The following is a 22491-nucleotide window of genomic DNA, read 5'->3' as shown; positions in this document are numbered from 1 at the left end:
ATGCGCCTAACCGGCGCGGGTGCTCGACGCGACGCGGGCACGCACCGCCGCTGCCGCGCACACCACCACCACGAGGGCGCCGAGCCACACCAACAGGTCGAGGCGCTCGCCCACGATCAGCGCCGACCAGACGATCGTGAGCACCGGCTGCACGAGCTGAATCTGGCTGACCTGGGCGATCGGCCCGGTGGCAAGGCCTCGATACCAGGCGAAGAATCCCAGGAACATGCTCACCAGCGCGAGGTACCCGAACGCCAGCCAGTGCGACGCATCCGCCTGAGGCCAGCCATGAGTCGTGACCGAGACGGCCGTCAGCGGAATCATCGCCGGCAGCGCCACCACGAGCGCCCAGCAGATCGTCTGCCACGAGCCGAGTTCGCGAGAGAGCAGGGCGCCCTCGGCGTAGCCGACTGCGGCGAGCACCACCGCGCCGAGCAGCAGCAGGTCGCTCGGATGCAGCCCTTCGAGGCCGCCGCCCCCGCCCGCGAGCGCGATGAACGCGATCACAGACGCGACGCCCGCGCCCGACGCGACCCAGAAGGTGATGGATGGCCGCTCTTTCGCGCGGATCACCGCCGCGATGGCCGTCGCGGCGGGCAGCAGGCCGATGACCACGGCGCCGTGAGCGGCGGGAACGGTCTGCAACGCGAAGCTCGTGAGCAGCGGGAACCCCACCACGACTCCGATCACGACGACGCACAGACGCAGCCACTGAGCGCCTTTGGGCAGGCGCTGCCGAGTAGCGGCGAGCACGAGTGCGGCGAGGGCGGCCGCCACGACGGCACGCCCGGCGCCGATGAAGAGCGGGTCGATCTGTTCGACCGCGATGCGCGTGAACGGCAGCGTGAACGAGAACGCGAGCACGCCGACAAACCCGAACACGAGTCCGGCCCGCGTCATCCGCGTGCGACCTGCAACCGTCGATAGCGCTGGTGCAGACGAGGTGGTAGCGCTACTGTCTCTACTCATGAGCGACGATAGCACTTCGACGATCGAGCGTCACCTGCGCCGACTCGTCGAGTCTCGGCCGGCGGGCTCACGCTTGCCCTCGACGCGCGCTCTCGTCGCCGAGCACGCCGCGAGCCCCGTGACTGTTCAGCGCGCGGTGCGGCGTCTGGTCGGCGAGGGCCTCATCGAGACGCGCCCCGGGGCAGGCAGCTTCGTGGCACGACCGCGTGCCGTACGGCAGGCCGACTTCGCGTGGCAGACCACCGCCCTCGGCGCGCCCCGCGTCGACACGTCTGCCGTCGGCACGGCCATGGCCGCGGTCGGCCCGTCTGTCATCGCGATGCACTCGGGCTATCCCACAGAAGAGCTGCTTCCGGGTCGTCTCGTGCGCGCGGCCCTCGTGCGTGCCTCGCGCGGGGCATCCGCTCTGAGCCGAGGGCCGGTCGACGGCCTGCCCGAGCTGCGCAGCTGGTTCGCCGCGGAGATCGCACCGGTCGGAGCATCCGCGCCGGCCCCCGTCTCGAGCGACGACGTCATGATCACACCTGGCGGCCAGAGCGCACTCGCCTCGATCTTTCGCGCCCTCGCGGCCCCCGGCGATGCGGTCGTGGTCGAGTCGCCCACCTACTGGGGTGCGATCGCCGCCGCGCGGCAGGCCGGCTTGCGCATCATTCCGGTGGCGCGGGGATCGCGCGCACCGTCGGCGGCAGACCTCGACGAGGCGTTCGCGGCGAGCGGGGCGCGCCTGTTCTACGCGCAGCCGCACTTCGCGAACCCGACCGGTGCCCAGTGGAACACCGAGGAGCGCCGAGACATCATGTCGGTCGTCAGGGCGCGGGGCGCGTATCTCATCGAAGACGATTGGGCGCACGACTTCGCCATCGAAGGCGACGTTCTGCCCCTGCTCGCCGAGGATGCCGACGGGCACGTCGTGTACATCCGCTCGCTGACCAAGAGCCTCAGCCCGTCGTTGCGGGTCGGCGCCGTCATCGCGCGGGGGCCGGCGCTGGCGCGCATCCAGGCCGATCGAACCGTCGACGACCTCTATGTGAGCGGCGTGCTGCAATCGGCAGCCGTCGATGTGCTGCGCGATCCAGGATGGCGCGGCCACCTCGTCCGGTTGCGTTCCCAGCTGCGCGATCGCCGCGACGAGTTGGCCCGCCAGGTCAAGGCGCATCTCGGGCCCGACGCGCTGACGTTCGTGCCGCGCGGCGGGCTCAACCTGTGGGTGCGTCTCGCCGACAACGTGGATGTCTCGGGTCTGGTCGAGCGCAGCCGGAACGCCGGCGTGATGGTCGCGCCTGGCGCCGACTGGTTTCCGGCCGAGCCGACCGGCGCGTTCATCCGTCTCAACTACTCGGGCGCGAGGCCCGAGCAGTTCGCCGAAGCGATGGAGACGGTGGCGGCGCAGCTCGCTGGTCGCTGAGCATCCGCGCCCTTTCGGCGCATCCGCTGCTGGTCGACCGGGCGCCGATACGCCTAACCGGCGCGGATGCCGCTACGCGTCGCGCGGCTTGCGGGCCTCCTCGTGAGCTGCCCGACCTTCGGCCTGCACCTCGCGGAGCACGGCGACGCGCTCCCGGTATTCGGCCGCGTCGATCTCGCCACGCGCGAAGCGCTCCGCGAGAACGACCTCGCCGAGGTGCCCGCCGAGTCCTCGGCCGCCGCGGAAGCCGCGCGGGCCGAAGTGGCCGCCGCGCCCGCCGAAGCCGGGTCCGCCGAACGGGAAGCCGGGGCGCTGGCCGCGGCGATCTGAATTGCTGTTGTTGTCTGTCTCGGGCTCGTGGCCCTCATCGAAGTTGTGAGTCATGGTGTGTTCCGTTCTGGGATCGTGGGCGGCCGTTCTGGCCGCTGAGATAGATACTCCTCCGATCCTCCGCAAACGGAATCCTCCCGCGGGATGCACCTCGCGCACTCCCCCGGAGGTAGCGGCGGCCCTGTCAGTCTCGGCGACCGAGCAGGTACGACGTGATCTGGGCGGTGAGCTCCACGTCGATCGAGCGCTCCGCGCCGTCGAGCCTGTTGATCGGCGCGGCCTGTCGCACGCTCGACACCAGCCACAGCGCGTCTGCCGAGAGGAGGTCGGCGACCGGGATGATCGCGTACTCCGTGTTCATGCCCTCAGCTTGCGCGAACTCGAAGACGCTTGCCTGGGTTGTACCGGGGAGAATGCCCTGATCTGTCCGAGGGGTCAGGAGCGTGTCGCCTTTTCTCAGGATGACGTTCGCCGTGGGGCCTTCGAGAACGAAGCCGTCGCTCGAGGTGAAGATCACGTCGTCGGCGTCGCGGCGCTCGGCCTCGCGCAGCGCCGCGCGGTTGATCGCGTACGACAGGGTCTTGGCGCCCTGGAGCAGCCACGGCGACGTCTGCGCCACATCGTGCCTCAGCCCACGATCGAGGGTGACGACCCGGATGCCTTCGGTGCGCGCGCTCGTGAAGTCGGCCGCCGCCGCGGCGTAGACCCAGCCGGTCGGAACACCCGTACCCTCGATTCCTCGGGTCAGCACGGTCTTCACGTAGAGCTCGGCGAGGTCATCGTGGGCCTCGATCGCGGCGAGTATCGCCGTGCGGTAGAGGCCGAGGTCGGGCTCGGGCAGATCGAGGAGCCGGGCAGACCTGGCGAAGCGGTCGAGATGCGCCTCGAGCGCCTGGGCGCGGCCGTCGCACACGCTGATGGTCTCGAAGATGCCATCGCCGCGAGTCACCCCGAGGTCCATGACGGAAACGTGCGGCGCGTCGGGATCGGCCCTCACGCATCCGGAATCGGCAGAGACGAGAAACAGGACGGGGCGCGACGAACTCATACCAAGAAGCTACTCGCACCCGGCGACGGCCGGGGCTAGCATCGAGCCATGATCGTCGTGACAACCAATGAGATTCCGGGCCACCGCATCGATGCCGTCTTCGGCGAGGTCATGGGCCTCACCGTGAGATCACGCGATATCGGCGCGCAGTTCACCGCCAGCTTTCGCGCCCTCGGAGGCGGCGAGCTTCCCGAGATGACCAAGGCTCTCTACGAGAGCCGCCAGGAGGTCATGCACCGCATGGTCGTCGAGGCCGAGAGCAAGGGGGCGAACGCCATCGTCGCCATGCGCTTCGACACGTCGGAGATGGGCACGAACTGGACAGAGGTCTGCGCTTACGGAACCGCCGTCTTCGCCATTCCGCTCGGTCGCGGCGAGGCCGGCGCCACGGGTCAGTCCGCGTACCTCGTCGAGTCCGCCGCGGGTGCCCAGACCCCGCCCGCAGCAGATCAGGCGTGACCTGCCCGAATTGAGAGGCATCGCTGCATAGTTCGGCGTAGTTTTGTCATCATGCGCGAAGAACAGGCCCACATCATCGAGGCCCTCACCGTCTTGCCCACGATCGACGCCACGGCCGAGGTCGAACGCCGTACCTCTTTTCTCGTGGACTACCTGCGTCGAACGGGCGCCAAGGGCCTCGTGCTCGGCATCAGCGGCGGCCAGGACTCGTCTCTCGCCGGCCGGTTGTGTCAACTCGCCGTCGAGAGGCTCCAGGGCGAGGGTGTCGAAGCGACGTTCATCGCCGTGCGTCTGCCCTACGGTGTGCAGGCCGATGAAGACGACGCCCAGCTGGCGCTGAGCTTCATCAAGCCCGAGCGAGTCGTCACCTTCGACATCAAGCGCGGTGTCGACGGCATCGCCGCCGAGTTCGCCGACGCGGTCGGAACTCCGATCACCGACTTCAACAAGGGCAACGTCAAGGCGCGCACCCGCATGATCGCTCAGTACGCCATCGCGGGCGACGCCGGTCTGCTGGTCGTCGGCACCGACCACGCCGCCGAGGCGGTGACCGGATTTTTCACGAAGTTCGGCGACGGCGGAGCCGATGTGCTTCCGCTCTCCGGCCTCTCGAAGAGGCAGGGGCGGGCGCTGCTCGAAGCACTGGATGCGCCCGAGCGGCTCTATCTCAAGGCCCCGACGGCCGATCTGCTCGACAACACCCCGGGTCAGACAGACGAGGCGAATCTCGGGCTCAGCTACTCCGACATCGACGACTTCCTCGAAGGCAAAGACGTCGAAGACCGCGTGGCTGACGCCATCATCGCCCGCTACGCGGCGACGGCCCACAAGCGCGCCCTGCCCGTCGGCCCGGCCGACTCGTGGTGGAAGTAACGCCCCCCTCGTTCTCCGATGTCAGGCGCCATCCGCTCGCCGGCGGCGGCCGACAAGGGTGAGGATGCCGCCCGCCAGGCCGACACCGAGGCCCGTGGCGGCGAGCAGCCCGAGCCCGTCGAAGCCGGTCGACGACAGCTGACCCGACCCGCCAGATCCGCCCTCGCCGGAGCCGGATCCCGACCCGGCGCCGGACCCGCCCGGCCCGCCGGGGCTACTCGGCGTGGTCGTCTCCCCCGGCCGCGGCGTGATCTCCACGCGCACGCCGACCCCGTCGTCGTCGATGCCTGCAGCCATCGCGGCGAGAGGCGCGGGACCCGCCACGATGGCCAGCGTCAGCGAGCCGAGCAGCAGCATCCGGGAGCCTCTCGAGGCCCGTGTCGTCGCGCGTGAATCGTTCATGAGGTGACCACCGATCTTCTACCTTCTTCTCGAGCAGCTTCGAGCAGCTTCTGCATCTGACGCTTGCGGCGCATCCGGCCCCACAGCAGGCCGCCCACGATGAGCAGCACCGCCAGTAATACGACCAGCTGCGACCACGGGATCGCCCATACCTCGATGTCCTGCTGCAGGGCGGCAGCGGGTTCGCTGGCCTCGTTCGGCAGGATCACCGACTGTTCGACGGTGAGCGGGTAGCTCAGCAGGCCCACGGGCCAGGCACCCGGCACCTCGAGCTGGAAGGTGCGGCGATCACCCGGCAGCAGTTCCACGGGGGCGGCGGCCTCGCCAGAGGCATCCGGCAGACGAACGCCCCCGGCGACGGTCGAGCCGCTCACCGAGAGTCGCGCATTGCCCGTGTTCTCGAGCGTGTAGCCGATTCGGGTCGAACCGGGCTCGAAGGGGTTCCACGACGAGCGGTACGTGGCGGCGCTCGAGACGACGGCCAACGACGGCGCGATCTCTCCGGTCACCCTGGTCAGAACCCGAAAGCCCACCCTGCTCTCGACGCCCACCGAGGCTCCTCCGTCTGTGCCCTTCGAGAAGATCGAGGCGGCGAGCCCGGCCGCGTGATCGCCCGGTGTGGCGTTCTCGGGGATGGTGACGGCGACGGGAACGACGGCCATGCCGCCTGGCGCCACGGTGACGTTCTCCTGAACTGCGACCCACGTGCCGGCGTCGACCGACTCGGTGCCGTGCGGAAGCATGTTGAACCGCCCCTTGGACGTGAAGTACCCGTCGGCGGCGTTGAGAGCGAAGGTCACCTCGGTCGTGCCGAGGTTGCGCACCGCGAGATGCTCGTCGATGGTCTGGCCCGGGTCTCCCTCGAGCTCCATCCATGACCGGCCGTCGGGGCCGGCGGCATCGGCGGGAGTCACGGACCACGTGATCGTGGGCTCGGCGGTGTCCGTCGCGGCAGGAGCGGCGGCGGCCGACCCCGCGCCGGTCAGCGCCAGGCCGGATGCGACGGCGAGGGCTGCGAGGGCGGATGCGAGACGGGCGCCGGGTGCGGTTTCTCTGGGTTTCACGGGAGGGAGACCTCGAATACTGGGGCGAATGGGGCGGTGCAGCCGATGACGAGACCGAGCGGGACTGCGCTGTTGGGGGCGCGCAGTCCCGCTCGGGTGACTACTCGAACAGAGACAGGGTCAGAGTCGAGCTGTAGCTGCCCGGCGCGACCGTCGCGGGGGTGCGCAGGAACAGGTTGGCGTTGGCCGTCCACTGGCCCTCGCTTGCGATGGCGCCGGAGTCGATGGCGAGCGCGAGCAGCTCCTGATCGACGAGACCCACGCCGTCCTCTCCTCCGTCGATGGCGGTGTCGACCGGGTCGCCCTCGGCGACCAGGCCGGATTCGCCGCCATCGATGAGGGCGGGGATCCAGCCCAGATACTCGGCTCCGATGGGTGCCTGGCCGGCGTCTCCCACGAAGTCCGTGGAGGAGCCGAGCACGTACCATCCGATATCGGCCGGGATGTCCTCGGCGGCGCGGGTGTCGGTGACCGTGACCGTCGGCAGAGTTCCGGTGAACTGACGCACCAGCTCGGTCGAGCCCGTTTCGGTGAGAGTCGTCGATGTGCCGCCGACGCTCATGGCGAGCACTCCGGGGCCTTCGATCTCGGCGATCTCGACTTTCACATCGACATCGTCGCTTCCGACCTCTTCGGCCGCGGCGGCGCCGGCGAGGCCGGTCAGCAGCAGGGTTCCGACGACCACCGCCGAGGTTCGGGCGGCGAATTCTCGTTTACGCATTGTGGGTTCCATTTCGTTCGATGCAGATGGTGCAGGGGTAAGAGCTATGAGGATGACGCGGGGCGGCCGAGCCCGGGAGTCCGGCCGCCCCGCGCGCGGGTGGATCAGCCGCAGGGCTTGGCGTCGTACGACCGTTCTTCGTCGGCGCCACGGCAGCGATCGTCTTCGACCCGTAAGCCGACTCGATCACCAGCTTCACCGGCACCTCATCGTTGTTCGTCACCTGAACAGTCAGCAGAGCCTTGCCCGCCGCACACCGCGAACCAGCAGACGCCACGACATCCAGTACCGGCGCAGCGGCCGCCTGGGTGAACGACCAGGTGTCGACCTCGGCGAGGTTCTGTCCGGCCGGACCGGTGAAGGTGAAGTACACATCGTGCACTCCCGTGACTCCCTCGAGCTCGGTCGACACCTCGCTCCACTCGCCGACGGGCGAGTCGACGTCGATGGTGGCGATCACGTCGGAGGCACGGTCGTCGAGACGCACCTCGATCGTGCCGCCGGCCACGAGCGCCTTGACCTTCGCCGTCACCGAGCCGGCTCCGGTGTCACCGAAGTCGGCCGCGGAGAGAGAGGTCCAGTCGCCGTTGTCGACGTCGTCGAGCACGAGGTTCGGCGCGTCCGTTCCGAACTGCGTCGAACCGCCGTCGATCTTCTTCGTGGCGAGACCCTGCTGGTAGGCGATGGTCTCGGCCTCGAGAACGGTGTACGGATCGAGGTTCTTGATCTGATCGGCACCGGCGTAGTCGCCGACGACCTGCTGGATGGTTCCGTCTTCGTTGAAGGTCAGCTCCTGGATGTGGGTGCTGCGGTACCCCTGCGTGGTGTTGCCGTTGATGCGCTTGTTGAGCGTCGGTGCGTGGTACGTGAAGTAGTACTTGCCATCGAGCTCGAACACCGACTGGTGGTTGTTGCCGCCCGTACCCGCTCCGAAGAACTGGCTCTGGTTCGGGAACAGCACACCCTGGTAGGTGCTCTTGTCCCAGACCATCGGGTCGTCCGACATCAGGTAACCGATCTGGCCGCCACCCGGGTAGCCGGGAAGAGCGGTCTGGTTGCCTCCGAAGTCGTTGCCACCGAAGTGCGACGAGTACGACAGGTAGTACTTGTCGTTGCGCTTGAACACCTGCGCCGCCTCGAAGGCGACCGGCGCGTCCACAACGACGGCTTCGCCGACGGTCGACACCATGTCGTCTCCGAGCTTGATGGCTCGGATGTTCTTCGGGTTGTTGAAGCGCTCGGCTGCCGGAAGGCTCGTCGAGGCGGGGCCACCACCGAAGTAGAGGTAGGCCTGGCCGTCGTCATCGACCAGCGGAGCCGGGTCGAACAGCCAGTTGACGCCCTGAGCTCCAGGGGTGCTGCTGTTGATCAGTGTGCTGGTGCGCTCGCTGACCCACGGCCCGATCGGCGAGGAGCCGGTGAGCACGTTGCTCGAGCCTCCGCCGTTGGCGTAGTACAGGAAGTACTTGTCGACGCCGTCGACCGTCTTCTTGGCCATGCCCGGCGCCCAGGAGTTGGTCGTGAACGGAGCCACTCCGTTCGGACCGGCGACCTGGATCTCGCCGTGGTCGGTCCAGTTCACGAGGTCCTCAGACGAGACCACGGTGATCTGGTTGATGCTGCCGTAGTTGATCTGCGGCGAGACGCCGGTCGTCGGGTCGGGAGCGTAGCCCTGGGTGTCGTTGGTCATGTAGACGTAGACGCGACCGTTGTCGACGAAGCCGAACGCGTCGGCGCCGAACTTGTGAGAGATCACGGGGTTGTGCTCTCCCGGGTTCTTGCCGACAACCTCGATGGTCTTCGAGGGGGGCGCGGGCGGAGCGGCACCGACGAGTGAGACGTCATCGACCTTGAAGTCCATCAGGTGCGTGGCCGGCTCAGCCGTGGCCGTGGCTCCGGCGACCCAGGGGGTCTCGAAGAACAGCCTGGCGGTGCCGACGCTCTGAGCAGTCGGGATGGTGAAGTTGGCGCTGAGTGTCGCCCATTCGCCCTTCGTCGCGGTGACGCTGCCGAGGTTCGTGTACGTGCTTCCGCCGTAGTGCATGGTCGCGAAGAACTGCTTCGTCGCGGGCGATGCGGCGTTCTCGTACTTGATGCGTGCCTTGACCGTATAGGTCTGGCCCGCCTGCACCTTGCCGGTGAGGTCCTGCAGTGGACCGGAGCCGGTGGTGAGTCGACCGGTGATCAGGGCCGCGGCGGCTCCCGTGGTCGCATCCGGGGTCGTGGCGAGGGTGCCGCCGTCGGTCGCGTTGCCGTTGTTCACGATCCAATTGGCGGTTCCGCTTTCGAACCCGCCGTTCACGATCAGTTCCTGATCCGCGGCGAATGAGGCACTTGCCGAGAACGACGACGCGAGAAGGGCCGCGAGGGCCATCCCCGCGAGTCCTATCTTCGACCGGCGTCTCCACCGGTTGTGCACGAGCTGTTCCATTTATCCTCCTTGATTGCTGGACGTTGGTTGTGCTGGTTCTCAGCCGCAGGGCTTGGCGTCGTATGCCGCCGGCACCACGGTGCTCACAGGCTGGCCGTTCTTCGTCGGCGCCACGGCAGCGATCGTCTTCGACCCGTAAGCCGACTCGATCACCAGCTTCACCGGCACCTCATCGTTGTTCGTCACCTGAACCGTCAGCAGCGCCTTGCCCGCAGCACACCGCGAACCAGCGACGACCGCGAGGTCGAGTGTGGGAGCGGGTGCCGCTGTGAGCGTTCCGAGCTTTGCGAGTTCGTAGCTCAGAGCGCGCTCGGGAGCATCGATCTGGTTCTGCGATCCGAAGCCCGAAGCGTGCGCATCCGTCGCCTTCTGCAGCACCGTCTGCATGAGGTTCCATGCCTCGGCGGGGTAGTCGGTCGCATCCAGTGTCGAGGCGTGGGCGATGGCGGCATCGAGATCATTCGTGTCGAGAGGCAGATTCTGTGCCGTCAGCGTGTCGCTCAGCAGGAAGTCGTCGAAGTCGACGTGGCCTCCCGTTGACTGGGTGGCGTAGGTGAAGAGTCCGACACGGTGGCCCATGAAGTGGGCCAGGCTGCCGTCGAGGCTCTGCGGGCCGACTCGATCACCTAGGGCATTCCACTCGCGTCCGTCGAGGCTGTAGTAGAACGTCGTCCACAGCTGGCCGTTCGTCGTCAAGTCGAGATCGGACTTGAGGTGCACGACCGTGTTATCGCCGAGGACCACCGAGCTTCCCGGCACGAATGCTTCGACGGCAGCCTGGTCGACGGAGGCGGTGAAGGGCTGCACCCGGTTGACCACACCCACGGTGTTGACCCCGTCGACACGCTTCACGGCGACGTACGAGAACCCTCGGTTGTAGGCCGCGAGACCCGCGACGTCACCGTCGTGCATCTCGGCGATGTCGAGACTCGTCTCCACCGACTGGCGCGGGCCGAAGGTGCGCTGCGACAGGGTGTTGCGAGCCTCTTCGAACCACGCGAGCTCGGCCTTGTCGGCGAGCTTGGAGTGCGTGTAGCCGCCGGTGACGACCTTGCCCGCGGTCAGCCGTAGCCAACCGTCGCGGTCGGTAAGCGACCAGTATCGGTTGTCCGGGGCGTGGTTCCATTCCCACGGCAGGTCGAGGCGCGAGCCGTTGGGCTCGATCTCTTCGGCACTCGGCTGCTCCACCGTCACCTGCTGACCGACGATCGAGACGTCGTCGACGAGGTAGCTGACCGAGGAGGAGGCGGGCTGGGGCTGGGCCCACGGTGTCTCGATGGCGAACTTCACCGAGGCGACGTTGGCTGTCTGCGGCATCGTGTAGGTGCCCACCACCTCGGTCCATTCGCCGACCGGAACCGACTTCGACACCATCGTCTGCACCCCGGAGCCCCAGTCGGCCGTGAGGTTGAACTGGATGTTCGAGGGGGCGCCGGAGTACTTCACCTTTGCCGAGACGATGTAGGTGATGCCCCGCTGCAGGGTATTCGTGAGCACCTGGTTGGGCCCCGACCCGTTCAGCGTGCGGTTGGTCACCGAAAGAGCGGATGCGCCGGATGCTGCGTCTGTGCTGGTCGCCACGACGGCGCCATACTGGCTGCCCCAGGGCGTGACCTCGGCGGATTCGAAGCCGGGGTTCTGCATGAGTTCGACACCGAGCAGGGACTCGTCGAAGGTCGGCCCGGCGGGAATGGTCCAATCTTCGTGCTGGTAGGCGCGATCTGGCGCGTCGTTGTCGAAGTCATCCGACACCACGAGGCTCTTCTGCCGCTCGAAAAGCTCCTCTTCAGGCGTCAGCCGGATGGGCTTCTCGAAGAGGCCGTTCACCGGAACGGAGCCGTTGTCGCCGAAGGTAGGCCAACCATCGCTCCAGGTAGCGGGAATGAGCGCCGGCACACGCCCCGTCGGGAAGGTGTCGCGAAAGAACATGCCGTGCCAGTCGGTGGTGCCGTCGGCTCGGTTGATGGGAACGAGACTGCCCTGAGCGAAGCCGTTGGAATTCAGCACGCCACGCGCTTCGTAAGGATTGCTCCCATCTGCGGTGGCGTAGCGGCCGAGTAGATCCTCGGAACGGAACAGCACGACCTGGCGGCCCTGCCCGGGCGGCCAGGTGATGATGACCACGTAGTAGTAGCCATCGATGTACTGCACCTGAGCGCCCTCGAAGAGCCCGCCGAGATAGCTCGAACCCGGGTAATCGGCGGGACGGAGGATGTCGGAGTACTCCGCGACGACCTCGGTGAGGTCGCTATTCAGCTTCACCGCGCTCGTCGAACCCGAGCCATAGAAGATGTAGGGGGTGCCTCCGTCGTTCTCGTCGAAGAAGAGTGACGGGTCGTGAAAGGCCCGGCCCAGCGCGACCTTGCCCCACGACCCGCTGTCGATGTCGTCGGTCGAGTAGATGTACGACCCGCCCAGGTTGTTGGTATTGAACGCCACGTAGAACCGACCCTCGTGGTAGCGCAGCGACGAGGCCCACTGGCCCTGGCCGTACGACGTCTGGCCGTTACGCAACGAGAATGAGTCTCCGATGCTGGCGCGGTCGAAGACATAGTTCACCGTCTCCCAGTTGACGAGATCGTACGACTTCATGATCGGAGCCCCCGGGCTCAGGTGCATCGTTGTACTGATCATGTAGTACAGGTCACGGCCCTCGTCGTTCTCTGCTGCCGGCACCATCTCGACGCTGACATCGGGAACATCCGCGTTGAACAGGGGCACCGAGTACGTGCCGTCGCCCTTGTCTGTCGACGTGAAGGAACCGGGGGGATTCCATCCATCGTCTGCCCGCGCGCTCATCGGCGACTCCACCAGGCTGACTGCCACCATGGCGATGGCGATGAGAGCGGTAACAATAACCGCGCCGGGCCTAGGCGTCACGACGAGCGACGACATCGAGAATGACGATCTCATTCCAGCTCCTTTGCTGTGGCGAGACGGATCTGTCGCAGAGCGCGAACCAGGAACCAGGCGTTACCCCCGAGCGGGGGTGGCCTTCGTCAGGATGTTACCGGGAACACTCGAAGACGGTCAAGCAAATCACAGAAACTTTTGTTAGCGCTCACAAGCGCGGCACCCAGAAGCGCGTGTCGATCAAGTCGATCGGCCCGCGCTACAGCGCGGCAGAGCGCGGCGGCGCGGTCGACTCGCGCACCACGAGGCGACTGGGGATTTTCACATGCCTGGCCGACACCTCGGACTCCAGTGCCGAATGCAGAAGCTCCAGCGCCTTCACGCCGAGCGCCGTGAAGTCCTGCTCGACGGTGGTGAGTGGCGGGCGCAGGTGCCGTGAGGTGGGTAGATCGTCGAACCCGACCACGCTGACATCATGCGGCACAGCGATGCCGCGGTCGTGCAAACCGTGCATGACGCCGAGCGCCATGTCGTCGTTCGCGGCGAAGATCGCCGTGTAGTCGGGCATGCCGGTGAGGGCACGGGCGAACTCGTACCCCGTATCCGCCGTCCAGTCCCCCACCACGTGAGGCCGTTTCGGCAGGCCCAGAGCGCGAATGCGAGCATGGAACGCTCGCAACCGCGACTGAGCATCAGACCAGTCGAGCGGACCCGAGATGTGCAGGATGTCGCGGTGCCCGAGCTCGGCGAGGTGGTCGACCAGGAGATTCGTACCCAGAACCTGGTCCACCCCGGCCGTGAGAAAGGTACGGTCTGCGGTCGATTTGATCACGAGAACCGGCACGGCGATGGCCATCTGCCGCAGAGCGACCAGCGACGATGTGCGCGGGGCGATCATGCAGAGAGCGTCCACTCCCTGTGCCAGCAGATGTTCCACGGACTGAGTCGGCGTCAACTTGCCGCGATGGCTCGTCGCCGTCGTCAGCGTGTAGCCCATGTCTCGGGCTGCCTCCTCGATGGCACGAATGGTGCTCATCGGGCCGTACTCGACCGCGCTCTCCACGACCACGCCGATCTGCCTCGAGCGGTGAGTGGCCAGCGCCCGCGCGGCCGTGCTCGGGGTGAAGTTGAGCTCGCTGATCACATCGAGCACCCGCTGGCGGGTGGCCGGCCGTATATTCGTGTGGCCGTTGAGCACCCGTGACACGGTCATGTGCGACACCCCGGCGAGGGATGCGACGAGACGGATACCGGTCTTGCCGGGCTGATCGCTCACGTCCATCGCTGCTTCCATTCTCCGCGGAGTGGAGACACTCGACTTTACCGCCAGGGCATCGCTGGATCGGACTCGTCGTGCCGCTATTGTCAGTGCATGGCATCCAGTTACGACTTCTTCATCTCCGGCGATCACAACGCTGCGAAGACCATCATCGGCGACGCGCTCACCGCCGAGGGCTTCACGATCACCATGAACACCGACGGCGGATTCCACGCCGTGCGCGGCAGCACCGCCGCCACCGTTCTCTGGGGAGGACTCGCGGGCAAGAAGCTTCACATGGCCTTCGACACGCAGTTCTTCGTCGACGAGCGCGGCCAGCTCGTCGCTCGCCTCGCGCGCGACCTCGCGGTCGGCGCACTGAAGGGCGGCGCGATCGGTGCGTCGAAGACCGCGACGGCGTTCGAGGCGACATCTCACGCTGTCGGCACGGCGCTCACGAATGCCGGCGTCCTGACCTCGAGCATCGCCAACTAGGCCTCGGGCTCACCGAGCCGACGGCGCTCGGCTCACAACACGAAGCGGTATCCCATGCCGGCCTCGGTCAGCAGGTGGCGCGGCCTCGCGGGCTCCTGTTCGAGCTTCTTGCGCAACTGCGCGAGATAGACGCGCAGATATCCGGAGTCGTTGGTGTGGTTCGGGCCCCAGACGGCGGTCAGCAGGGCTGCTCGCGTCACGAGCCTTCCGGGGCTCCGCACCAGGGTCTCGAGAATGATCCACTCGGTCGGCGTGAGCCGAACGCTCTCGTCGCCACCGGCATCCGTTCGTCTCGTGACCTGCTTCGCCGAGAGGTCGATCGTGACGTCGCCGAACGTCACGAGCGCCTCGTCGCCCGCCGTCGGCACCCGCCGGGTCAAGGCTCGGATGCGCGCCAACAGTTCGTCGATCGCGAACGGCTTGGTGACGTAGTCGTCGGCGCCGGCGTCGAGCGCGAGCACCTTCTCGGCCCCGTCGGTGCGCCCCGACACGACGAGAATAGGCACCTGCGACCAGCCGCGGATCCCTTCGATCACCTCGATGCCATCGAGCTTCGGCATACCCAGATCGAGCATGACCAGATCGGGGTGCTGATCGATAGCCGCGTTGAGGGCCTCGGCCCCGTCGCGCGACGTCACGACGTCGTATCCGCGGGCACGGAGAGTCACCGATAGGGCACGCAGGATCTGCGGATCGTCGTCGGCGATCAGAATCTTCATGGCTTCTCCTCGGCTGCTGGCTGGACTGCGGGAAGAGAGACCACCATGGTCAGGCCACCGCCGGGCGTGTCTTCGGCCTCGATCGTTCCGCCCATGCCCTCGACGAAACCCTTCGAGAGGGCGAGCCCCAGCCCGAGACCGGTGGAATTGTCGGTGTCGCCGAGACGCTGGAACGGCACGAAGATCTCGTCTCGCCGTTCGCCGGGAACACCCGGACCGCTGTCGACGACGCGCAGTTCGACCCGGCCGCGGAACGCGCTGGCAGAGAGCCGCACCTTCGCCCCCTCGGGCGAGAACCTCACCGCATTCGACAACAGGTTCACGAGAACCCGCTGCAGCAGAACCTCGTCGGCCAACACCGGCGGACGCTCGTCGCCATCGAGGGCGAGCTCCACGCGATCGGGACCGAGCTCCAGTTCGTCGAGCGCGGGAACGATCACGTCTTCGACATCGATCGCGTGCATCGACACAGCCAGCACACCCGCCTCGACGCGGCTGACGTCGAGCAGATCGGTCACGAGGTCGGCAAGGGAGTCGAGACTCTCCTGGGCCGTATCGAGCAACTCGGTGCGGTCATGCGAACTGAGTTCCACCTCGGTCGACCGGAGCCCGCTCACGGCGGCGGTCGCCGCGGTCAGAGGGCGGCGCAGATCGTGACCGACCGCCGCGAGCAGAGCACTGCGCATGCGATCGGCAACGGCGAGAGGACCGACCTCGCTCGCGGTCGCCGCCAGATCCCTGTGTTCGAGCGCCTGATCCATCTGGGCCGCGATGACTCCAAGCAGCCGGCGCTCGGATGCGGCGAGGTCAGGACCACAGAGCTCCAGCGTGGCGCGGTCGCCGACCGCGATCGTCGACGCTGCACGCGACACGGTCTCAGTCCCGGCTCCAGCCTCCGCCTCGAACTCCGACAGCGACGACGAAGCCAGGATGCTGCCGTCCAATGCCTTCAGCCGCACCTCGTTGAGCCTGAAGGCTTCGCGTGTTCGGTCCACGAGCGCCTGCAGAGCATCCTGCCCCCGCAGGACGCTGCCGGCGATGCTCGCGAGGAGCTCCGACTCCGCCGCCGCGCGCCTCGCCTGCCGCGAGCGCCGGGCCGCGGTGTCGACGACCACGCTGACCAGCACGGCGTTCACGACGTACAGCGCCAACGCCAACAGGTGCAGGGGTTCGCCGACCGAGACCGTGTAGAGCGGAGAGACGAAGAAGAAGTCGAGCGTGAGTCCAGAGAGCAGAGCGGCGAACAGCGCCGGCCAGATTCCGCCGACCAGCGCCACCAGAACCACCACCAGCTGGAACGTCAGCACGTCCGAGGTGATCGACTCGTCGGACCTCAGCGTGACGAGCAGCCAGGTCACCAGCGGCCCTCCTCCGAGGGCGAGCACGAATCCCAGAATCCGGCGACGCGCGGTCAACGATCCGCTGAACCGGGGAAGACGCAGCTTTCCCCCCGCGGCCGCGTGCGTCACGATGTGAACGTCGATGTCACCGGATGCGCGGATCACGGTCGCCCCGATACCCGGGCCGGAGAGGGCTGCGCTGAGGCGGGTTCGGCGGCTCACTCCGATCACGAGCTGGGTCGCGTTCACTCCACGGGCGTAGTCGACGAGAGCCGCGGGAATGTCGTCGCCGACCACCTGGTGGAATGTCCCGCCCAGCGATTCGACGAGCGAGCGCTGCGCGGCCAGCGCCCCGGGGTGAGCCGCGCGCAGACCGTCTTGGCTCGTCACGTGCACGGCGACGAGGGTGCCGCCGGCCGACCGGGCGGCGATCCGGGCGCCTCGCTTCAGCAGGGTCTCGCCCTCAGGGCCTCCGGTCAGAGCAACGACCACGCGCTCCCGGGCCTCCCACTTGCTCGCGATTCCGTGGTCGGCCCGATACGACTTGAGCGCCGAGTCGACCTCGTCGGCCAGCCAGAGCAGGGCGAGCTCGCGCAGCGCCGTGAGGTTGCCGAGTCGGAAATAGTTCGAGAGGGCGGCATCGATGCGCGCTGCGGGGTACACGCGTCCATCGGCGAGGCGGTCGCGCAGTGCCTGGGGGGCCAGGTCGACGACCTCGAGCTGCTCGGCCGAGCGCACGACCCAATCGGGCACCGTCTCCTGCTGGCGCGCTCCCGTGATCTGCTCGACCACGTCGGTGAGCGACTCGATGTGCTGGATGTTGACGGTCGTCATCACGTCGATGCCGGCATCCAGCAGGGTCGCGACGTCTTGCCAGCGCTTCTCGTGGCGCGACCCCGGCGCATTGCTGTGCGCGAGCTCGTCGACGAGCGCCACATTCGGATGCCGCTCGAGCACGGCGTCGAGATCCATCTCGCTGAGCGTCACCCCGCGATGCGTCACGGCCAGGCGCGGCACGACCTCGAGGCCGCCGAGCATGCGCGCGGTGGCCGATCGCCCGTGGGTCTCGACGACCGCCACGACCACGTCGCGGCCCTCGGCGGCGAGTCGGGTGCCCTCCTCGAGCATCGTGTACGTCTTGCCGACGCCGGGCGCGGCACCGAGCAGCACACGCAGGCGGCCGCGCCCCATGATCAGCCGGCCATCGACGCGAGCGCGAGGTTCAACTCGAGCACATTGACCGTCGGGTCTCCGAGGATTCCGAGATCGCGACCCTCGACGAACGAGTCGACGAGAGCAGAGACCTTCGCCTCGGGCAGATCACGAGCCTCCGCCACGCGGGCGACCTGAAGTCGCGCGTACTCCGGGCTGATCTGAGGGTCGAGACCGGATGCCGACGCGGTGACGGCGTCAGCGGGAACCTCGGACTCCGACACGCCTTCGAGTTTAGCCACGGCCGCTCGACGTTCACCGATCGCCGCGATGAGGTCGGCGTTCTCAGGGCCGAGGTTGCTGCCGCTCGAGGCGGTTCCGTCGTATCCGCTGCCCGCGGCCGACGGACGCGACTGGAACCACTGGGGAAGAGCGTTGCCGTCGGCGTCGGTGAACGACTGCCCGATGAGGGCCGAGCCGACGACCTGGCCGTCGGCATCCGACACCGGCTGGCCGCCGGCCTGGGCCGGGAGGGCAAGTTGCCCGATGCCGGTGACGACAGCCGTGTAGCCGATGCCGAGAACGACGGTGAAGACCACCATCGCCCGCAGGGCGACCCAGTACTGGCGGCCGCTGCGTGAACGTGTACTCATTTTCGTGCTTCTTTCTTGTATGAATGCGCTGGTCGAGTAGGCCGCCTGCGGCCGTATCGAGACCTAGAAACCGGGGATCAGGGTGACGACGAGGTCGATCAGCTTGATGCCGATGAAGGGCGCCACGACTCCACCGAGTCCGTAGATCAGCAGATTGCGGCCGAGGATGCGCGAGGCCGAGAGTGCGCGGTACTTCACGCCGCGCAGGGCCAGCGGCACGAGCACCACGATGATGATCGCGTTGAAGATGATCGCCGAGAGAATGGCCGAGGCCGGCGAGTGCAGCTGCATGATGTTGAGCACCGCGAGCCCGGGGAACACACCCGCGAACATCGCCGGGATGATGGCGAAGTACTTGGCCACGTCGTTCGCTATCGAGAACGTGGTGAGCGCGCCGCGGGTGATGAGCAGCTGCTTGCCGATGCGCACGATGTCGATGAGCTTGGTCGGATCGCTGTCGAGGTCGACCATGTTGCCGGCCTCCTTCGCGGCCGAGGTGCCCGTGTTCATCGCGACTCCCACGTCGGCCTGGGCCAGTGCCGGCGCGTCGTTGGTGCCGTCGCCGGTCATGGCGACGAGGTTGCCGCCCTCCTGCTCGCGCTTGATCAGCTCGAGCTTCTGCTCGGGCGTGGCCTCGGCGAGAAAGTCGTCGACCCCGGCCTCGGCCGCGATGGCCTTCGCGGTGAGCGGGTTGTCTCCCGTCACCATCACGGTGCGGATTCCCATGGCCCGCAGCTCGGCGAACCGCTCGGCGATGCCCTCCTTCACGATGTCCTTGAGATAGACGACACCCAGGATGCGGGCTTCGCCCGGCTGCTTTCCGACGGGCGGCGCCTTCACGGCGACCACCAGGGGCGTGCCACCCGCGTTCGAGATGCGCTGTACCTGTTCGTCGAGCTGGGCGATGGTCGACGAGGCCGCCCTGCCCGACTCCTCGACCCACGCGAGCACGGCGGAGCCCGCGCCCTTTCGGATCTGGCATCCGTCGGGAAGATCCAGCCCCGACATACGGGTCTGCGCCGTGAACGGCACGATCACCCCGTCGATATCGTCGGGCGTCACGAAGCCCTTCGTCTCGGCGAGCACCACGATCGACTTGCCCTCGGGGGTGGGGTCGGCGAGCGACGAGCTGGCGGCGGCCTCGATGAGCTCGAGCGGCGCGACACCGTCGAGCGCCGAGAACTCGGCGGCCTGGCGGTTTCCGTAGGTGATGGTTCCGGTCTTGTCCATGAGCAGCGTGGTCACGTCGCCCGCGGCCTCGACCGCACGGCCCGACATGGCGAGCACGTTGTGCTGCACCAGGCGGTCCATGCCGGCGATGCCGATGGCCGAGAGCAGCGCACCGATGGTGGTCGGAATCAGGCAGACGAGCAGCGCCACCAGCACGGGCACGCTCACCGAGGCCGCGGAGTATCCGGCGATCGGGTTGAGCGTCAGCACCACGACCACGAAGATGACCGAGAGGCTGGCGAGCAGGATGTTCAGGGCGATCTCGTTCGGCGTCTTCTGCCGCGAGGCGCCCTCGACGAGCGCGATCATGCGGTCGACGAAGGTCTCGCCGGGCTTCGACGTGATGCGCACGACGATGCGGTCCGACAGCACGCGGGTGCCGCCGGTCACGGCGCTGCGATCGCCGCCGGATTCCCGCACGACGGGAGCGGATTCACCCGTGATCGCCGATTCGTCGACCGAGGCGATGCCCCACACGATGTCACCATCGCCCGGGATCAACTCGCCCGCGGTCACCACGACGTGGTCTCCGAGCGTGAGCTCGGCGCTCGAGACCGGACGTGTCTCGGCGCGCAGGCCACCGGCATCCGATTCGGCGTCGTACGACGCGATCACATTCGCGGTCGTCGAGGTGCGGGTCTGGCGCAGGCTGTCGGCCTGGGCCTTTCCACGGCCCTCGGCGATGGATTCGGCCAGGTTCGCGAAGACCACGGTGAGCCAGAGCCACACCGCGATCCCCGCGGTGAACGTGGCCGGCACGGGTGAGCCGCCGGATGAGGCCGGCCCGCCGAGAAAAGGCTCGGCGACGGCCAGCAGGGTCGTGAGCACGGCGCCGACTTCGACGACGAACATCACGGGGTTGTGCCACATCTGGCGTGGATCGAGCTTGCGCAGGGCCCCCGGCAGAGCGGGGATGACTGTTGCGGTGAGCATGGACATAGCTGCGGTTACAGCCCTTCAGCGAGTGGAGCGAGCGCGAGAACGGGGAAATAGGTGAGGGCCGACACGATGATCGTGACGCCCACGAGCAGGCCCACGAACTGCGGACGATGCGTGGGCAGGGTGCCCGCGGTCGAGGGGATCTTCGGCTGCGCGGCGAGCGAGCCCGCGAGCGCCAGCACCAGCACGATCGGAATGAACCGGCCGAACAGCATGGCCACACCGAGAGCGGTGTTGAACCAGGGGGTGTTCGCCGTGAGACCAGCGAACGCGGATCCGTTGTTGTTGGCGGCCGAGGTGAACGCGTAGAGCACCTCGCTGAGGCCGTGGAGCCCGGGGTTCAGGATCGACGTGCCCTCGACATCCGCCCTGATCGCCGGAATCGCGAAGCTCAGAGCCGTTCCGGCGAGCACCAGCGTGGGAGTCACGAGGATGTAGAGGCTCGCGAGCTTGATCTCCCGCGGGCCGAGCTTCTTGCCCAGGTACTCGGGCGTGCGTCCGACCAGCAGGCCGGCGATGAAGACCGCGATCACGGCGAGGATCAGCATTCCGTAGAGGCCCGAGCCCACGCCTCCCGGCGCGACCTCGCCGAGCATCATGTTGATCATGGGCATCATGCCGCCCAGCGAGGTGAACGAGTCGTGCATGGAGTTGACCGCACCGGTCGACGTGAGCGTCGAGGTCGAGCCGAAGAGCGTCGAGGCCGCGATGCCGAAGCGGGTCTCCTTGCCCTCCATCGCCGCACCGGCCAGTTGTGGAGCCGTGCCCGCGCCGCCCAGCTCGAACAGGGTCAGCGCCGTGAGCGACACCACGAAGATGGCCGCCATGGCCGCGAGGATCGCGTAGCCCTGGCGTTTGTCTCCCACCATCGCGCCGAAGGTGCGGGGCAGGCTGAAGGGGATGGCGAGCATCAGCACGATCTGCACGAGGTTCGTGAACCCGGTCGGGTTCTCGAACGGGTGCGACGAGTTGGCATTGAAGAAGCCGCCACCGTTGGTGCCGAGCATCTTGATGGCCTCCTGGCTGGCGACGGGGCCGCCCGGGATGCTCTGGGTTCCGCCTGACAGCGTGGTCACGTCGGTGAAGCCGGCGAAGTTCTGGATGACGCCTCCCGCGATCAGGACGATCGCGACGAGTGCCGCAAGCGGCAGGAGCAGGCGCAAGGTGCCGCGGGTGAGGTCGACCCAGAAGTTGCCGAGGGTGCCCTGGCGTGTGCGGCGGAGGCCGCGCACGAGGGCGATGGCCACGGCGATTCCGACCGCGGCAGAGACGAAGTTCTGCACGGCGAGGCCGGCGAGCTGCACCGTGTAGCCCATGGTCGCCTCGGGCGAGTAGCTCTGCCAGTTGGTGTTCGTGACGAACGAGACCGCCGTGTTGAACGACAGCCCCTCGGGAACGGCCGGCAAGCCGAGGGAGTACGGGAGCACCGCCTGAGCGCGCTGGAGGGCGTAGACCAGCAGCACGCCGATGAGCGAGAACGCGAGCACGCTGCGGAGGTACGCCATCCAACTCTGCTCGGCACGGGCATCCACGCCGATGAGGCGGTAGAAGCCGCGCTCGACACGCAGATCTTTCGTCGACGAGTAGATGCGGGCCATGTAGTCGCCGAGCGGCCGGTGGATGGCGACGAGAACAAGCGCAAGGGCGCCGACCTGCAGGATTGCGAGAAGTGAGGAGTCCATCTAGAACTTCTCCGGCTTCACGAGGGCGTAGACGAGATACGCGAGGGCCGAGACGGCGAGCACCGCCGCGAGCGTGTCGAAGACGATCACAGCTTCGACACCCCCCAGGCGATGACGCCGACGAGCGCGAACGCGGCGAAGATGCCGAGAACGTAGACGAGGTCGAGCACGGAAAACTCCATCGGATGATGTGACGTGACGCGCCCCGGCCGGGGTCGCTCATCCGAGTAGATACCTGCTTTCGGGCGGCATCCCGCGCCCTAACGGATTCCTAACGGGTGCCTCGCGCATCCATACGATGTCGATACGGCTGCGGCTGTTCCCTGAGCCTGTCGAAGGGAGCCCCCGTTCCCTGAGCGACCACCCGGGCGGAGATTCCTGCGTACCGCCACGCGTAGGCGTCCGGTAGCGGAAATCTCCGCCCAACCTGGCGAACGGGAGGAAATACGCCAAACCGACGCAGTATTT

19 protein-coding genes are annotated in these 22491 nt (G+C 67.5%); 4 read left to right on the top strand and 15 right to left on the bottom strand.

Annotated features, from left to right (window positions below):
- Positions 1–6 precede the first annotated feature (6 nt).
- A complete protein-coding gene (locus ASE64_RS16465) occupies positions 7–900 on the bottom strand; it encodes a DMT family transporter (protein WP_235480668.1) in 894 nt (297 codons plus the stop codon).
- A 67-nt stretch (positions 901–967) separates the two neighbouring features.
- Here ASE64_RS16465 and ASE64_RS16460 point away from each other — a divergent pair, with 67 nt between their 5' ends.
- Positions 968–2374: an aminotransferase-like domain-containing protein gene (locus ASE64_RS16460; RefSeq protein WP_055783035.1), complete on the top strand. Its 1407-nt coding sequence runs from the start codon at positions 968–970 to the stop codon at positions 2372–2374.
- Positions 2375–2446: 72 nt separating this feature from the next.
- Here the strand turns inward: ASE64_RS16460 and ASE64_RS17830 are convergent, their stop codons facing one another.
- Together ASE64_RS17830 and ASE64_RS16450 are read right to left on the bottom strand one after the other, a co-directional pair.
- The gene (locus ASE64_RS17830; RefSeq protein ID WP_055783032.1) at positions 2447–2758 is read right to left on the bottom strand and encodes a hypothetical protein; all 312 of its coding nucleotides are present in this window, start codon (positions 2756–2758) and stop codon (positions 2447–2449) included.
- A gap of 130 nt (positions 2759–2888) precedes the next feature.
- Entirely contained in the window at positions 2889–3752 is an 864-nt protein-coding gene (locus ASE64_RS16450; RefSeq protein ID WP_055783031.1) for an aminodeoxychorismate lyase, read from the bottom strand.
- Between the two features lie 48 nt (positions 3753–3800).
- Here ASE64_RS16450 and ASE64_RS16445 point away from each other — a divergent pair, with 48 nt between their 5' ends.
- Together ASE64_RS16445 and nadE are read left to right on the top strand one after the other, a co-directional pair.
- On the top strand, positions 3801–4211 hold the full coding sequence (locus ASE64_RS16445) for a YbjQ family protein (protein ID WP_055783028.1): 411 nt from the start codon (positions 3801–3803) through the stop codon (positions 4209–4211).
- A 51-nt stretch (positions 4212–4262) separates the two neighbouring features.
- Positions 4263–5084 (top strand): ammonia-dependent NAD(+) synthetase, encoded by an 822-nt coding sequence (gene nadE, locus ASE64_RS16440; protein ID WP_055783025.1) that lies wholly within the window; start codon positions 4263–4265, stop codon positions 5082–5084.
- Positions 5085–5105: 21 nt separating this feature from the next.
- Here the strand turns inward: nadE and ASE64_RS16435 are convergent, their stop codons facing one another.
- From ASE64_RS16435 to ASE64_RS16410, 6 genes are all read right to left on the bottom strand, one after another.
- Complete coding sequence (locus ASE64_RS16435; RefSeq protein ID WP_146077625.1) at positions 5106–5486, bottom strand: hypothetical protein; 381 nt, start codon at positions 5484–5486, stop codon at positions 5106–5108.
- Positions 5483–6550 carry a COG1470 family protein gene (locus ASE64_RS16430; RefSeq protein WP_055783019.1) on the bottom strand — a complete coding sequence of 356 codons (1068 nt, stop codon included), beginning with the start codon at positions 6548–6550 and terminating at the stop codon, positions 5483–5485. Before ASE64_RS16430 ends, ASE64_RS16435 begins: the two co-directional genes overlap by 4 nt.
- A gap of 100 nt (positions 6551–6650) precedes the next feature.
- Complete coding sequence (locus ASE64_RS16425) at positions 6651–7271, bottom strand: hypothetical protein (RefSeq protein WP_156352025.1); 621 nt, start codon at positions 7269–7271, stop codon at positions 6651–6653.
- The gene (locus ASE64_RS16420) at positions 7264–9702 is read right to left on the bottom strand and encodes a family 43 glycosylhydrolase (RefSeq protein ID WP_082466456.1); all 2439 of its coding nucleotides are present in this window, start codon (positions 9700–9702) and stop codon (positions 7264–7266) included. The genes ASE64_RS16425 and ASE64_RS16420 overlap by 8 nt, the downstream gene beginning before the upstream one ends.
- A gap of 39 nt (positions 9703–9741) precedes the next feature.
- Positions 9742–12615 carry a family 43 glycosylhydrolase gene (locus ASE64_RS16415; RefSeq protein WP_200920261.1) on the bottom strand — a complete coding sequence of 958 codons (2874 nt, stop codon included), beginning with the start codon at positions 12613–12615 and terminating at the stop codon, positions 9742–9744.
- Positions 12616–12814: 199 nt separating this feature from the next.
- On the bottom strand, positions 12815–13837 hold the full coding sequence (locus ASE64_RS16410) for a LacI family DNA-binding transcriptional regulator (RefSeq protein WP_055783013.1): 1023 nt from the start codon (positions 13835–13837) through the stop codon (positions 12815–12817).
- 90 nt (positions 13838–13927) lie between these two features.
- On the opposite strand from ASE64_RS16410, the gene ASE64_RS16405 reads away from it, so the two are divergent.
- Positions 13928–14308: a hypothetical protein gene (locus tag ASE64_RS16405; RefSeq protein WP_055783010.1), complete on the top strand. Its 381-nt coding sequence runs from the start codon at positions 13928–13930 to the stop codon at positions 14306–14308.
- Positions 14309–14340: 32 nt separating this feature from the next.
- Here the strand turns inward: ASE64_RS16405 and ASE64_RS16400 are convergent, their stop codons facing one another.
- The 6 genes from ASE64_RS16400 to ASE64_RS17265 form a co-directional block, all read right to left on the bottom strand.
- On the bottom strand, positions 14341–15027 hold the full coding sequence (locus ASE64_RS16400) for a response regulator (RefSeq protein WP_055783007.1): 687 nt from the start codon (positions 15025–15027) through the stop codon (positions 14341–14343).
- A complete protein-coding gene (locus tag ASE64_RS16395) occupies positions 15024–17558 on the bottom strand; it encodes an ATP-binding protein (RefSeq protein ID WP_055783004.1) in 2535 nt (844 codons plus the stop codon). Before ASE64_RS16395 ends, ASE64_RS16400 begins: the two co-directional genes overlap by 4 nt.
- 2 nt (positions 17559–17560) lie before the next feature.
- Complete coding sequence (gene kdpC / locus ASE64_RS16390; protein ID WP_055783002.1) at positions 17561–18172, bottom strand: potassium-transporting ATPase subunit KdpC; 612 nt, start codon at positions 18170–18172, stop codon at positions 17561–17563.
- A 63-nt stretch (positions 18173–18235) separates the two neighbouring features.
- Positions 18236–20335, bottom strand: a complete 2100-nt coding sequence (kdpB, locus tag ASE64_RS16385) for a potassium-transporting ATPase subunit KdpB (RefSeq protein WP_235480666.1) — start codon at positions 20333–20335, stop codon at positions 18236–18238.
- A gap of 14 nt (positions 20336–20349) precedes the next feature.
- On the bottom strand, positions 20350–22023 hold the full coding sequence (gene kdpA, locus ASE64_RS16380; protein WP_055782995.1) for a potassium-transporting ATPase subunit KdpA: 1674 nt from the start codon (positions 22021–22023) through the stop codon (positions 20350–20352).
- On the bottom strand, positions 22024–22113 hold the full coding sequence (locus tag ASE64_RS17265) for a potassium-transporting ATPase subunit F (protein ID WP_104279474.1): 90 nt from the start codon (positions 22111–22113) through the stop codon (positions 22024–22026). It lies immediately after the preceding gene.
- Between the last annotated feature and the right edge of the window lie 378 nt (positions 22114–22491).

Source organism: Agreia sp. Leaf210, from assembly GCF_001421485.1.
GTDB lineage: Bacteria > Actinomycetota > Actinomycetes > Actinomycetales > Microbacteriaceae > Agreia.
This window is presented reverse-complemented; position numbering and strand designations above follow the sequence as displayed.

Bases quoted from the DNA above. Each gene is read 5' to 3' on its own strand.
- ASE64_RS16465 (WP_235480668.1), bottom strand. From the start codon at position 900: ATGACGCGGGCCGGACTCGTGTTCGGGTTTGTCGGCGTGCTCGCGTTC.
- ASE64_RS16460 (WP_055783035.1), top strand. From the start codon at position 968: ATGAGCGACGATAGCACTTCGACGATCGAGCGTCACCTGCGCCGACTC.
- ASE64_RS17830 (WP_055783032.1), bottom strand. From the start codon at position 2,758: ATGACTCACAACTTCGATGAGGGCCACGAGCCCGAGACAGACAACAAC.
- ASE64_RS16450 (WP_055783031.1), bottom strand. From the start codon at position 3,752: ATGAGTTCGTCGCGCCCCGTCCTGTTTCTCGTCTCTGCCGATTCCGGA.
- ASE64_RS16445 (WP_055783028.1), top strand. From the start codon at position 3,801: ATGATCGTCGTGACAACCAATGAGATTCCGGGCCACCGCATCGATGCC.
- nadE (WP_055783025.1), top strand. From the start codon at position 4,263: ATGCGCGAAGAACAGGCCCACATCATCGAGGCCCTCACCGTCTTGCCC.
- ASE64_RS16435 (WP_146077625.1), bottom strand. From the start codon at position 5,486: ATGAACGATTCACGCGCGACGACACGGGCCTCGAGAGGCTCCCGGATG.
- ASE64_RS16425 (WP_156352025.1), bottom strand. From the start codon at position 7,271: ATGCGTAAACGAGAATTCGCCGCCCGAACCTCGGCGGTGGTCGTCGGA.
- ASE64_RS16420 (WP_082466456.1), bottom strand. From the start codon at position 9,702: ATGGAACAGCTCGTGCACAACCGGTGGAGACGCCGGTCGAAGATAGGA.
- ASE64_RS16415 (WP_200920261.1), bottom strand. From the start codon at position 12,615: ATGAGATCGTCATTCTCGATGTCGTCGCTCGTCGTGACGCCTAGGCCC.
- ASE64_RS16410 (WP_055783013.1), bottom strand. From the start codon at position 13,837: ATGGACGTGAGCGATCAGCCCGGCAAGACCGGTATCCGTCTCGTCGCA.
- ASE64_RS16405 (WP_055783010.1), top strand. From the start codon at position 13,928: ATGGCATCCAGTTACGACTTCTTCATCTCCGGCGATCACAACGCTGCG.
- ASE64_RS16400 (WP_055783007.1), bottom strand. From the start codon at position 15,027: ATGAAGATTCTGATCGCCGACGACGATCCGCAGATCCTGCGTGCCCTA.
- ASE64_RS16395 (WP_055783004.1), bottom strand. From the start codon at position 17,558: ATGGGGCGCGGCCGCCTGCGTGTGCTGCTCGGTGCCGCGCCCGGCGTC.
- kdpC (WP_055783002.1), bottom strand. From the start codon at position 18,172: ATGAGTACACGTTCACGCAGCGGCCGCCAGTACTGGGTCGCCCTGCGG.
- kdpB (WP_235480666.1), bottom strand. From the start codon at position 20,335: ATGCTCACCGCAACAGTCATCCCCGCTCTGCCGGGGGCCCTGCGCAAG.
- kdpA (WP_055782995.1), bottom strand. From the start codon at position 22,023: ATGGACTCCTCACTTCTCGCAATCCTGCAGGTCGGCGCCCTTGCGCTT.